Origin of the sequence: Blautia sp. HCP3S3_G3 (assembly GCF_052063365.1) — a bacterium.
Taxonomy (GTDB): Bacteria; Bacillota; Clostridia; order Lachnospirales; family Lachnospiraceae; genus Blautia_A.
In genome coordinates this window covers 648612-660728 of sequence record NZ_JBQHXR010000001.1, presented here as the reverse complement: position 1 = coordinate 660728, position 12117 = coordinate 648612, and the positions used below count along the sequence as shown (strand labels likewise).

Genomic DNA, 12117 nt, shown 5'->3' with positions numbered 1-12117 from the left:
CTTCCGCCTTTTTCGTCATGTTCTTTTTATTCCACTGAAATCACATAATAGTAAATCGGCTGTCCGCCCATATTCAGCTCTACTTCACAGTCCGGATATTCTTCCTCCAGGAAAGCACACAATTCTTCTGCTTCTTCCTCGGCAATATCGGCACCATAGTATACACTGATGACTTCCGCTTCGTCGTCCATCATTGCCGCAACTGTTTCTTTTGCAACATCTGCACGTTCCTTACCGACAGCAAGCATTCCACTGTCACCGATTCCCATGATATCACCCTCATGGATTTCTTTGTCATCAATTCTTGTATCGCGTACTGCATAAGTAATCTGACCAGTCTTCACCTTGGAGACTGCTTCCATCATGGCTTCCGCATTCTCTTCGGCGGATTTCTCAGGTACAAAACTGATAAGAGCAGTAATTCCCTGAGGAATCGTCTTGGTAGGAACAACGATGATTTCTTTATCTTCTGTAAGGTCTCTTGCCTGATTTGCTGCAAGTACAATATTCTTATTATTCGGGAAAATATAAATGGTCTTTGCATTTACCTTATCAATGGCATTGAGCATGTCTTCGGTACTTGGATTCATGGTCTGTCCGCCTTCGATCAGATAATCCACGCCAAGTTCCTTGAAGATCTCTGTAAGGCCCTTGCCGACAGATACGGAAATAAAACCATAATCCTTCGGCGGCTCTGCAGCTTTTGCTTCTGCTTCCTGAGCGGCCTGTTCTCTGGCCAGCTTTTCGGCATCCTTGATCAGTTTTTCCTGATGTTCTTCTCTCATGTTATCAATCTTCATGCGGGAAAGTGCGCCATAAGTCAAAGCACGTTCAATCGCCTGTCCCGGATGATTGGTATGAACATGAACTTTCACAATCTCATCATCTGCAACGAGTACGATAGAATCGCCAAGTGATGTAAGGAATTCTTTGAAGGAATGTTCCTCTTCCTCCGGCATCGGCTGATTCAGAAGAATGATAAATTCTGTGCAGTAACCGAATTTAATATCTGCTTCTGCCTGCGGAGAAATCTTCGTTACCGCAGGACCACCGGATGCACTGAAACTGGAATAATCAATCTCTTTGCCAAGGAATCCGTCTATTGCACCTCTGAATACTTCCAGAAGTCCCTGTCCGCCGGAATCCACAACACCGGCTTCTTTCAGAACAGGAAGCATTTCCGGTGTTTTTTCAAGAGTTGCCTCTGCATGAGCAAAAACTTCATTGAAAAATGTTTCCAGATCTTCCACATCTTCCGCAATTTCAGAAGCTCTTGCAGCTGCTTCTCTGGCAACTGTCAGAATCGTTCCTTCCTTCGGCTTCATAACAGCCTTGTAAGCTGTCTCTACGCCTTTCTCCATAGCAGCTGCGATATCTTTTGCAGTCAGTTCGCTGCTCTTGCGAACGCTTCTGGTAAATCCGCGAAGGAGCTGAGAAAGAATAACACCGGAGTTTCCTCTGGCGCCTCTCAAAGAACCGGAAGATATAGCCTTGGCCAGTGTCTCCATATCCGGGTCCTGCAGAGAGCCGACTTCCGCAGCAGCTGACATAATGGTAAGGGTCATATTGGTTCCGGTATCGCCGTCCGGCACCGGGAATACATTCAATTCGTTGATCCACTCTTTTTTCGCTTCCAGATTCTTGGCACCTGCCAGAAACATTCTGGAAAGTATCTTGGCATCTATGGTTTTCGTATTCACCACAAGTTCCTCCTATAATTTACTAATCTATCGCACGCACGCCTTCGACGAAAATATTGATCTTCTCAATCTCCAGTCCGGTGAAGGCTTCGACTTTATATTTGACATTGCTGACAAGGTTATCCGCAATAGCACTGATATTTACGCCATATGCCACGATCACATGGAAATTCAGGCGAATCTTGTTTTCTTCCGTAATCATTACACTGATTCCATGCTGCAGGCTCTCTCTGCGAAGCAATTTCACGAGTCCGTCTTTCATACTGACAGCGGCCATTCCGATAATTCCGAAACATTCCACTGCGACACTTCCCGCATAGGTTTTGATGACATCTGTATCAATGACAATCTGTCCCAATCCGGAATCTATACGTCCATTCATATGGTTACCTCCAAATTTACAGTTTAGTATGTATGTATTATAACCTGTTTTTACAGAAAAAGAAATATTTATTTTACAATTTTCCTTTTTTTGCTTGCAAAAGACTATTTCATCTGTTAAAATAAAGTCTGTTGAAAAAAAGCGTCAAGGAGGTGCTATCATGGCTAAATGCGCAATTTGTGAAAAAGCTGCTCATTTCGGAAACAATGTGAGTCATTCCCATAGAAGATCCAATAAGATGTGGAAATCCAACGTAAAGTCCGTTAAAGTTAAAACAGCAAACGGCGGATCAAAGAAGATGTACGTATGTACTTCCTGCTTAAGATCCGGAAAAGTTGAAAGAGCATAAGATTCCACCTGCCCTCGCAGTCCTGCGGGGGTATTTTTTTGCCCAAATCACAAAAGGCATGCAGGTTTTCCCGCACGCCTTCTATCTGCAAAAGAAATGATAACCACACAGCAGGCAGATTGCTGCCAGTATGATTATAATTACAGTTTCTGTAATCAACATTCCTATGATCATGCCGATTCCAACACAGAACATTACAAGCCCCAGCAGTCTGCACACGAACCATCCGTCCAGTTTCTTTGGTTTACTATAGTTTATGCAGCAACAGCCCCTTCGCATACCTGTTCTGTATCTGTATAATCGTTCATATATTCATTTTTGTTCATACAGGCATGTGTTATCATGCCTCATTCTTTCCTGCATCAGATTGCATCTGTATCAGCAGTATCTCCCTCACTGCCTGCCGTTTTCGGTGCAAAGCGGTCTACAAAATCAGGAACCATATCCAGAATCTTTGTAAGTCCATCCTGATTCTTGATGTTGACAAGCTTCGTAGTTCCATTCTGAATTACCAGCACTGCACACGGGGTAACCTTACCGGTCATACCACCGCCGCCATTGTTTTTCTTTTCTCCCGCAAAAGCGCCTGCTCCCATTCCAAAGGTCACATCAACCAGCGGAAGGATAATCGTATCATTCACATGGATAGCATCCCCTACAACCGTCTTTGCAGAGATAAATGCATCCATTCCCTGAAACAATGAACTCACAGTGTCTTTAAAATTGTTTTCGTATTTGTCTTCGTTTGTCATAACGATTCCTCCTTATGCTTCCATCGGCTGATGACATATTTGATATTTTTATTAAAATAAATCTGCACTGCAGTAATGATCAGAACAATTCCGTAAATTCTGCCGCACAGCTTCACTTCTCCTTCTAAAGAATTCTCTCCGTCAAAAAGAGGATGAACTTCCAGACAGTTCTTATGAAATGGAATCGTAATTCCCAGAATTGCCAGCACTGTTCCGGTTACCGACGGATCTTCACATCCAAACGTCACCTGACCCCGGATCTTGACCGGCAAAAGATGTTTCAATAACCGCCGGATTCTCTGCCATGCAAAAACGGCAGCTTCTTTCACCTCTGTCTGTGCAAAAAACTGTTTCCAGTAATCCAGCTGAGCATATGCCTTCTGTATATTTTTCTGAAAATTCCGGATAAATCCGGGGATTCTTTTTAGTCTGTCCAGAATACCGAAAATCTTATTCCTGAATTTCTGAAAAATACCTGTTTTTTTTCTCAATTTTACCTGTGATGCTGTTGAATCTTCTCTGTCATCCTGAAATGCTAACGGAATATTAACTTCATCCTTCCCGCAGGACACTGAGGAAGTTTTTCGCTCTTTATTACTTGATACATGCGGTATTTCTCGATCTTTCTGATGTTGCACTGATGTTTTTTCGCTGTCTTTCCGATAAGATACCGGTAAATCCTCCTCATCTTTGGACTGCGGCACCGCTAAATCTTCTGCATCTTTGGACTGCGGCACCGCTAAATCTTCTGCATCTTTGGGCTGCATCATCGGAGAAGGTTCTTTCTCCTTATTTTGTGCTTCTGTCACTTTATCCGGTTTCTTCTGCTTCTTCCCCTCAGAAAGCACGGTTGCAGGAGCTTTTTTCTTTGATGAAGCCTTTTGCTTCTTATCTGCTCCACCTTTTTCTGCAGTTTGGGATGTTTTCCTGAGATGCCTCAGCTTCTCCAGTGAGATTCCAAGAATCCGTATCTCCTGCTTCGGATTACCGTCCCACAGACACACGGTAAAACGTATACCGCCAAACAGCCAGCTTACAGAAGCACTGCCATGCGCTTTCTTCCACTCTTTCATGCTTCCGGCTGCCTGTACCCTGTAACATACCGGACAGAACAGAAGAAGCAAAAGTGCAAGTACCACAAGCCCCAGAAGAATCCCGATCACGATCAATATGAATTTCAAAATCATCCACAGTATATGTAACATGTACTCACCTGTTTTTCAAATATTCTTCTATGCCAAAGGCACCTGTCTCATCATATGCTTCCATCAGAATCCTGCATGCCAGATCAATGGCTTCCTCTTTGCTCCCCGCCATACCGAAAATCACCGGACAAAGTTCCCGAACAGGTCTTTGTTTTAATGCCACTGCCGGAATAATCTCCATCAGATGATGGGGATTATTGGAAAATGTCAGAAGATATATTCCGGGCGTCAGTCTGTTCTCATCCAGTCTGGTACGTATTTTCTGCGCGTCATGGATTCCCTCATCTACATAAACGTGTTCGTGCCACTTCAGCATGCCATATCACCGCCCTTTCCCATCTATCTTCTGCCAGATCTGCAGAAATCCTTTTCTACTCGCTGCGGTTCTTATCTGGAGGATTCCCTTTTCTTCAGAATTTAAACAGGACTGCGTTAAAAAAACACAGCCCGTTTACCTTTCAATAATACTTATGCTGTTTTCCCCAGCTGCCTTCACTTCTCATCTCCAGATACTCCTGATATGCCTTTTCCACAATCTGTTTCTCATTGGAAAAACGGAGCAGATGATAAATTTCGTGAAACTTATAATAACCGGAATCCACGAAAAATTCCTCCCGCTGAGGTTTACTATGATAATTATCAGCAGTCATCAGATACCAATGTACTTCTTTTGTGACCATATCTTCGGGTACCGTAAAATTATATTGACTCTTACCGATATACTTCACGATGGAAGCTCTCACATCCGCTTCCTCCCGAACTTCCCGCAGAGCAGTCTGCTCATACGTCTCTCCCGGCTCCACAGTGCCTTTTGGAAGAACCCATCCTTCATAACGGTTCTTATAAGACTTGTATAACGCCAGTATCTTTCCCCGATGAATTACCACACCGCCACAGCTTGTTGCTTCTATCATACTGCAAATCCTCCTGTAATGCGTGTGTATTCAGAATCGCCGGAATCTGCCTCAGTCAATACACGGCAATTCTTCTGAAAAACCTGTATATAGTATACCTCTTTTTACAGGTCATGGCAATAGAAAGTTGACCTCGTTACTGTCCACCGGAAATATCCCTCCATGTGTTTTCATACATTTATGCAGGAAAATCCATTCACAAATCTGTCAACCACCATAGTAATAAGCGTCAAAAAGCTGCCCTGCAATCGGAACAGCAGCCTCGCTTCCGGTTCCGCCATTTTCTACTATGATCGCAACCACAAGATCCGGATCATCCGCATTGCAGTAACCGATAAACCAGGAATGACTGGATCCGTTTTCGTCAAATTCTGCAGACCCTGTCTTTCCGGCTACGGTATAGGCTCTTCCGTTTAATGCCGATGCTGTACCGTTCGTTACAACATTTTTCATGAGTTTTCCAAGAAGATTCGCTTCATTATCCGTCATCAGCCGCTTGTACTCAACAGGTTCCGTAGTACTTACTGTCTCGCCTGCATTATTCTGCACCTGATCGATCAGATACGGCTGCATCAGAATTCCGCCGTTCGCTATGGCAGAAGTGATCAGGGCCATATGGAGCGGGCTCACAAGCGTATTTCCCTGTCCCATTGCAGTCTGCATAACCAGCGCTGTCGGTGAACTTTCGTCCAGCGTAAAACTGCTCTTTCTGGAATTCTTAAGCGGAAGTGATTTATTAAACAAAAGATCTTCACTGGTCTTTCTCAAAGATTTACCGCCAAGCACTGTCCCGATTTCTGCAAATGCACAGTTACAGGAATTTGCAAATGCTGTATAAAAATCCTCCTGCCCATGAACGGTAGAATTATAACAGCGTATGGTATGGTCTTCCATCGTGATACTGCCCTCGCACAGATAGCTGTATCCTTCAAAACTTCCCTTCGTACGGAAATAATCCAAAGCTGTCACAATTTTAAACGTCGACCCCGGAGGATACTGTCCCATTGTCGCACGATTCAGAAGGCTGCTGTTGGTCTCGTCACTGACAAGAGAATCCCAGTTCTCTTCAATATCATTCGGGTCAAAATCCGGCTTGCTTACCATAGCCAGTATCTTACCCGTGGAAGGCTCAATGGCGATTACGGCTCCTTTCCTGTCACCCAGGGCATTATACGCGGTAGTCTGAAGGCTGGCATTCAAAGTGGTGATCACATTATCTCCCGCATTCTTTTCGCCCCGGAATTCATTCTTCATCTGTTCCAGGAAAAAAGCATGAGAAGTAAGCAGCTGGAAATTCGCCTCGGACTCCAGACCGCTCTTGCCGTTAGAATCATATCCCACCACATGAGCAAATATATTGCTGTATGGATACACACGTTCCTCTGTACCGTCCTCGCTGACATTCGTCTGAGCCAGCACTTCTCCATCAGAAGAAACAATCTTTCCCCTGACCACACGATCCGAAAACGTATCCTGACGGGTATTGTACGGACTGTTAATAAACGTCTCACTCTTTACTGAATTAAAATAGATCAGGTAACCGATCAGGCTCACAAAAATCAGGATAAAAAAGGCAGAAACAAAATTATATTCGCGATTTCTTGCCTTCCGCTTCTTAATAATTTCTTTCTCCCGCCGCCTGCGCTCCTGCTCCAGCTCTTTTTGCCGCTTCTTTTCTGCGTTTCTCAAATTCCTCGTCCTCGTCTTCTCTTAAAATATACAGTCCCTGAATGATCGCCAGCATCAGAATCGTACTCATAACGGAACTTCCGCCATAGCTCACCAGCGGAAGTGTGACGCCGGTCATAGGGATAAATTTCGTTGCTCCGCCAATTGTAAGGAATACCTGAAAAGCGTATTCGGTACCAAGCCCCAGCGCAATCAGCTTATAAAAAGGATTTTTGATCTTAACAGCAATATTTACAATCATCAGGAAGAAGCTCATGCATACCAGAATCAGGCAAATAGCAAAAATCCCCCCGAGCTCCTCACAGATCGCGCTGAAAATAAAGTCGTTTTTTACAACCGGGATAACTTCCGGAGATCCCTGACACAGCCCCATTCCGAACCAGCCGCCTGTACCGATAGCAAACAGTGACTGCACGATCTGATATCCCTCATTCTGATATACAGCCATGGGATCTTTCCAGGCACTCACTCTCTGACGCACATGTCCGAAAAGAAAGTACGCAATCACTGCAGCAACAGAACCGCCTGCCAGTCCCAGTCCCAGATAGGACTTTTTCTTCGTAGACACAAAAATCATAACCAGGTAGGCTGCGAAGAAAATCACCGCGCTTCCCAGGTCTCTGGACAATACCAGTATGCCCACATGAAGACCTGCGATCACCGTTGCCTTTACAACCGCCGAAAAACTGGTATCCTTCGACAAAAGAGCAGCCATAAAGAATACAAAGGTGATTTTTATGACTTCCGAAGGCTGAATTCCCATGAGAGAAAGCTTTGCTCCATAGCTTGTCTGCGCAAGCACAAGTACTGCCGCCAGAAGAATTACGCCAAGGCCTGCATAAAGCCATGTCAGCCTGCGCAGAAACTTCATCCTGCGAATCATCACCGGAATAATCAGGGACACAATACTTCCTGCCGATGCGATCAGAAGCTGGCGCGTAGCTGTCGCAATATCCAGCCTGCACAGCATGATAAATCCCACACTCAAAAGCATGCACATATTGTTCACAAGCAGCAGGGATGCTTTTCTGTAACAGATGCGGTACAAAATCTGTATCACAGCAAAAAACGCCATCATCTCCATATAGAACTGAATCACCTTAAAATCCAGCGTCTTCAGATAGATCACGAGAAAAGCCGTAAAATCTATAAAGAAGATCAGCATCAGCTGCTGGTGCAGCAATTCATTCTTTTCTTCCTCGCTCTGACGGCGGACCATATAAAAACAATGAAACGTATAGACCACCATCAATGTCAGGATAATATATTTGGATAACTCAACAATTACATTAATCATATACCTTTATTCGGCTCCTCTTTTAAAATGACCTTTGGTAAATTCTCTCTGTCCCGGCGTACCGCCATGATGATATATATTCAGGAATTCCTCAAGAACCTCTTTCGTTTCTTTTGCATCCTCTATGGTGAACATCAGCCGTAATGACTGCATCCCCAAAGCCAGAACCCTTGTCTTCTCACCAGGCAGCCCGAAAGGAACACTGTTATAGATCATATTATAACAATATTCCGGATTGCCCGTATTTTTTATTTTCCATGGATGACAGCAGCACACCGCCGGAAATACTTTCTCATAACGGTCTTTCAAAAAAATACATCCCTCAGCCGCATCGCATCCGTACAGATTTTTCCTGACGCACTGTGCAGAGATCATCACAGGAAGATATCCATAAATCACCATCTCAGTTCCCTTATTGTCTCTGTGTAAAAGTTCCTTTTCATTCAATTCCAGCGGAGCTGTATTCTTCAGAATTCCCTCTTCTCTCCAGAAAGTCACCGCTTCATCATTCCAGGTATACATGGAATGATCCAGCACACATCTTTCCTTCCAGCCGTTTTCCTTTATCAAAGCATAGGATTCCAGATTTCTGATCAAAAATCCCTTCATCCCCTGTTCCAGCCATATCGCTGCCTGTTCGAGATAACCTTCCGGCACAGCACCTCTTGTCATATGAGGAAGAGAAAGATACAGCTCTTTTTCCTGAGCCACTCCCCTGTCCATAAAGGTTTTCATCACATCAAATGGCAGATAAAGACCCTGTATTTCTTCATATTCCATCACTGCTTCCGCCTGCGAAACAGTTTCACAGGAGACATAAAGAGGCGGAATTTCCCTGCCCGATAATCCCTTTTTTCTGATTATTTTTCCACCGGAAGGCATCTGATCTGTTTTTTCACATTCATCTGTATCCAATGTCCGCCGATAAGGCATGGTAAGAGCATCCTCAAGTTTCAAAAGGGCTTCTCTTCGAAGTTCATTCAGTACTTTTACAGGAATAAAAATCTGATCATCCATCTGGATATCCAGGTTTTCCCACTCAAACTCTGTATTTCCCAGTTTCTCCATCTGCTGCCGGATACGCAGTTTCTCCATCGGCTGGCTTCTGGCATACTGAACTTCTCCGGCTGATACCGTAATCGTTGCATCCCGGCAGGATACTTCCAGTATAGCAGGACTTCCCGGAAAAAGAATGAAATTTCCATTAATTTTTTCTTTTCTTTTTCTAATGTCCGGAGAAATTTCCCCGGTCTTTTTTTCATTGGTAAATGCCATCATAGACGGACCGTTATGCTGTTTGAAATATCCGCTGCAGGATCCTCCCCTGCTGAAAATATCCAGAAGAAAACGGCGGTCCTGCTCTTCCACCTGATACTGCTCTGCGCCGTTCTGCTGCAGCAGATCCAGATATTTACGATAAACAGCAGTCACTCCTGCGGTATATCCGGGCTGTTTCATTCTTCCCTCAATTTTCAGAGACATCACACCCGCATCCAGAATTTCCGGAAGAATATCTATCGTACAGATATCCTTGAGACTCAAAGGGCACATCTCATTTTTGCCTTTAAACCTTCTGCCGTCCATGCTCGTATGATAGGAAAGCCTGCAGGGCTGCGCGCATCTTCCGCGATTGCCGCTTCTTCCGCCGAGCAGACTGCTCATCAGACACTGACCGGAATAGCTGTAGCAAAGTGCCCCATGAACAAATGCTTCTATCTCAATGGGACTTGTCCTGTGCATTTCTTTCAGTTCCAAAAGACTCAGTTCCCGAGCCGTTACAACTCTGGACGCCCCCTGTTCTTCCAGGAATTTCATTCCTCGCGGACCGGTAACCGTCATCTGGGTACTGGCATGAAGATGTAACCCCGGAAAATGCTCTCTGATAAAACGAAATACGCCAAAATCCTGCACGATCACTGCATCCAACCCCGCTTCATAGTACGGAAGAAGATAATCATACAGCTGTTCTTTCAGTTCTCTGTTCTTCAGCAGTGTGTTCACTGTCAGATATAATTTTTTATGATGGACATGTGCAGTATGAATCGCGCGAAGAAGTTCTTCCTGTCCGAAATTCTTTGCATATGCCCTTGCTCCAAAAGCAGCACCACCCACATAAACGGCATCTGCCCCTGCACCGATCGCTGCTTCAAAGCTCTCATAAGAGCCTGCCGGTGCAAGTAATTCTATTTTCTGATGATTTTTCAAAGTCATCCCCAACTTTCTGATCTGATGAAAAAAGGAGATTACCGAAGCAATCCCCCTTCACTCTTTTACTTAAGTAATTCGTCCAGTTCCTTTTCCAGTTCTCCTACTTTTCCCTCCAGAAGATTCTTCTGTTCCAGAGCTTCTTTCTCCCGTTTCTGCGTTTCTTCAATCTGCATACGAAGAGAAATCAACTCATGTTTCAGATCATACATCTCCTGATCCTTCTGCTGAAGATCCTGTTCAAAGATCTCTGCCTGTTTCTTTGCCTTAAAGTAATCATCTGTAATGTTCAGGCTGAGCAATGTATGTTTCGTCTCCATCGGCTGCCTGGAATATCCCGGCATCGCACTGAGTTCTGAAATCTTATTATTCATATAGGATGCCACCTTCTGGAAATATTCCTCAGATTCATAGCCTCCCAAAGTAATGATCTTGCCTCCGATCACCACCTGTGCCGTGTTCTTGACTGCCATAGTAAAGCCTCCTGTATCTTTCTCGAATGGTTCTTTTATTCTGATTGGTAACAGCAACGTATCTTTCGCTGAATATACTCTCACCACATTATAATCGAATTTTGTAGAAAAGTATAGGATTTTTTTTATCGTTGCTGATTTATTTGTCAGGCATCTCATATCCAAGATGGGAAAAAGCCAGCGGTGAGGCCATTCTTCCCCTCGGAGTCCTGTGAATAAACCCATTCTGCAAAAGATATGGTTCGTATACATCTTCCAGCGTTCCCGCATCTTCTCCGATAGCGGCAGCCAGTGTCTCAAGACCTACCGGACCTCCCCTGAAATTAGTGATCATCGTTTTCAGAATTCTCCGGTCTACCTTATCCAGTCCGTACTGATCCACTTCCAGAAGATCAAGCGCAAAAGATGCTACCTCGTAAGTAATCTTCCCGTCATACTTCACCTGGGCAAAGTCCCGTACACGCTTCAGAAGCCGGTTCGCAAGTCTCGGTGTACCTCTGGAACGTTTTGCGATTTCCGCTGCTCCCTTTTCATCGATTTCCACCCCGAGAACCTGTGCAGACCGGATCACAATGGTCCGAAGTTCTTTCTGATTGTAGAATTCCAGGTGATGCATCACTCCAAAGCGGTCACGAAGCGGAGCTGACAAAAGCCCGGCTCTGGTAGTTGCACCTACAAGAGTAAATTTCGGCAGATCCAGTCGGATGGAACGCGCAGAAGCTCCCTTGCCGATCATAATATCAATCGCATAATCCTCCATAGCCGGATAAAGCACCTCTTCCACCTGACGGTTCAGACGGTGGATCTCATCCACAAAAAGAATATCTCCTTCCTGCAGATTATTCAGAATTGCAGCCATCTCGCCCGGTTTTTCTATAGCCGGACCGGAAGTCACTTTCATATGTACTCCCATCTCATTGGCGATAATCCCGGAAAGTGTGGTCTTGCCAAGTCCCGGAGGGCCGTAAAACAGCACATGATCCAGTGCATCATGCCGCTGTTTCGCAGCTTCTATATAAATTTTCAGCGTATTTTTCAATTTTTCCTGTCCAATATATTCATCCAGGCTCTGTGGACGGAGATTTCCTTCCAGAGAAAAATCCTCCTCCGTTACATCTGTCGTGATAATCCTTTTATCCATATAGTTCTCC

The 12117-nt window shown here is 44.6% G+C and carries 12 protein-coding genes; 1 reads left to right on the top strand and 11 read right to left on the bottom strand.

Going from position 1 to position 12117, the window contains the following annotated elements; all coding sequences use genetic code 11:
- Positions 1-26: 26 nt before the first annotated feature.
- Entirely contained in the window at positions 27-1700 is a 1674-nt protein-coding gene (locus ACTNEW_RS02990) for a DAK2 domain-containing protein (protein ID WP_441058104.1), read from the bottom strand.
- Between the two features lie 22 nt (positions 1701-1722).
- Positions 1723-2082 carry an Asp23/Gls24 family envelope stress response protein gene (locus ACTNEW_RS02985; protein ID WP_441057701.1) on the bottom strand — a complete coding sequence of 120 codons (360 nt, stop codon included), beginning with the start codon at positions 2080-2082 and terminating at the stop codon, positions 1723-1725.
- Between the two features lie 160 nt (positions 2083-2242).
- Here ACTNEW_RS02985 and rpmB point away from each other — a divergent pair, with 160 nt between their 5' ends.
- The gene (rpmB, locus tag ACTNEW_RS02980) at positions 2243-2431 is read left to right on the top strand and encodes a 50S ribosomal protein L28 (RefSeq protein ID WP_441057698.1); all 189 of its coding nucleotides are present in this window, start codon (positions 2243-2245) and stop codon (positions 2429-2431) included.
- Between the two features lie 362 nt (positions 2432-2793).
- Here rpmB and ACTNEW_RS02975 read toward each other — a convergent pair whose 3' ends face one another.
- The 9 genes from ACTNEW_RS02975 to ruvB all read right to left on the bottom strand — a co-directional run bounded on the left by ACTNEW_RS02975 (position 2794) and on the right by ruvB (position 12107).
- The gene (locus tag ACTNEW_RS02975; protein ID WP_441057695.1) at positions 2794-3183 is read right to left on the bottom strand and encodes a GerW family sporulation protein; all 390 of its coding nucleotides are present in this window, start codon (positions 3181-3183) and stop codon (positions 2794-2796) included.
- The gene (locus ACTNEW_RS02970) at positions 3180-4388 is read right to left on the bottom strand and encodes a hypothetical protein (protein WP_441057692.1); all 1209 of its coding nucleotides are present in this window, start codon (positions 4386-4388) and stop codon (positions 3180-3182) included. The genes ACTNEW_RS02975 and ACTNEW_RS02970 overlap by 4 nt, the downstream gene beginning before the upstream one ends.
- A 4-nt stretch (positions 4389-4392) precedes the next feature.
- The gene (locus ACTNEW_RS02965) at positions 4393-4704 is read right to left on the bottom strand and encodes a hypothetical protein (protein WP_441057689.1); all 312 of its coding nucleotides are present in this window, start codon (positions 4702-4704) and stop codon (positions 4393-4395) included.
- Positions 4705-4846: 142 nt separating this feature from the next.
- Positions 4847-5302 carry an NUDIX hydrolase gene (locus ACTNEW_RS02960; protein WP_441057686.1) on the bottom strand — a complete coding sequence of 152 codons (456 nt, stop codon included), beginning with the start codon at positions 5300-5302 and terminating at the stop codon, positions 4847-4849.
- A 207-nt stretch (positions 5303-5509) separates the two neighbouring features.
- Positions 5510-6991 (bottom strand): peptidoglycan D,D-transpeptidase FtsI family protein, encoded by a 1482-nt coding sequence (locus tag ACTNEW_RS02955; protein ID WP_441057683.1) that lies wholly within the window; start codon positions 6989-6991, stop codon positions 5510-5512.
- On the bottom strand, positions 6918-8288 hold the full coding sequence (locus ACTNEW_RS02950) for an FtsW/RodA/SpoVE family cell cycle protein (protein ID WP_441057680.1): 1371 nt from the start codon (positions 8286-8288) through the stop codon (positions 6918-6920). Before ACTNEW_RS02950 ends, ACTNEW_RS02955 begins: the two co-directional genes overlap by 74 nt.
- 6 nt (positions 8289-8294) lie before the next feature.
- Positions 8295-10493, bottom strand: coding sequence for a peptidase U32 family protein (locus ACTNEW_RS02945; RefSeq protein WP_441057677.1), 2199 nt, complete (start codon positions 10491-10493; stop codon positions 8295-8297).
- A 65-nt stretch (positions 10494-10558) separates the two neighbouring features.
- Positions 10559-10966 carry a cell division protein ZapA gene (locus ACTNEW_RS02940; RefSeq protein WP_441057674.1) on the bottom strand — a complete coding sequence of 136 codons (408 nt, stop codon included), beginning with the start codon at positions 10964-10966 and terminating at the stop codon, positions 10559-10561.
- 139 nt (positions 10967-11105) lie between these two features.
- Positions 11106-12107 carry a Holliday junction branch migration DNA helicase RuvB gene (gene ruvB, locus ACTNEW_RS02935; protein WP_441057671.1) on the bottom strand — a complete coding sequence of 334 codons (1002 nt, stop codon included), beginning with the start codon at positions 12105-12107 and terminating at the stop codon, positions 11106-11108.
- Between the last annotated feature and the right edge of the window lie 10 nt (positions 12108-12117).

Coding starts and splice junctions, on each gene's coding strand:
- ACTNEW_RS02950 (WP_441057680.1), bottom strand. CDS start 8,288: ATGATTAATGTAATTGTTGAGTTATCCAAATATATTATCCTGACATTG.
- ACTNEW_RS02965 (WP_441057689.1), bottom strand. CDS start 4,704: ATGCTGAAGTGGCACGAACACGTTTATGTAGATGAGGGAATCCATGAC.
- ACTNEW_RS02985 (WP_441057701.1), bottom strand. CDS start 2,082: ATGAATGGACGTATAGATTCCGGATTGGGACAGATTGTCATTGATACA.
- ACTNEW_RS02975 (WP_441057695.1), bottom strand. CDS start 3,183: ATGACAAACGAAGACAAATACGAAAACAATTTTAAAGACACTGTGAGT.
- ruvB (WP_441057671.1), bottom strand. CDS start 12,107: ATGGATAAAAGGATTATCACGACAGATGTAACGGAGGAGGATTTTTCT.
- ACTNEW_RS02970 (WP_441057692.1), bottom strand. CDS start 4,388: ATGTTACATATACTGTGGATGATTTTGAAATTCATATTGATCGTGATC.
- ACTNEW_RS02960 (WP_441057686.1), bottom strand. CDS start 5,302: ATGATAGAAGCAACAAGCTGTGGCGGTGTGGTAATTCATCGGGGAAAG.
- ACTNEW_RS02940 (WP_441057674.1), bottom strand. CDS start 10,966: ATGGCAGTCAAGAACACGGCACAGGTGGTGATCGGAGGCAAGATCATT.
- rpmB (WP_441057698.1), top strand. CDS start 2,243: ATGGCTAAATGCGCAATTTGTGAAAAAGCTGCTCATTTCGGAAACAAT.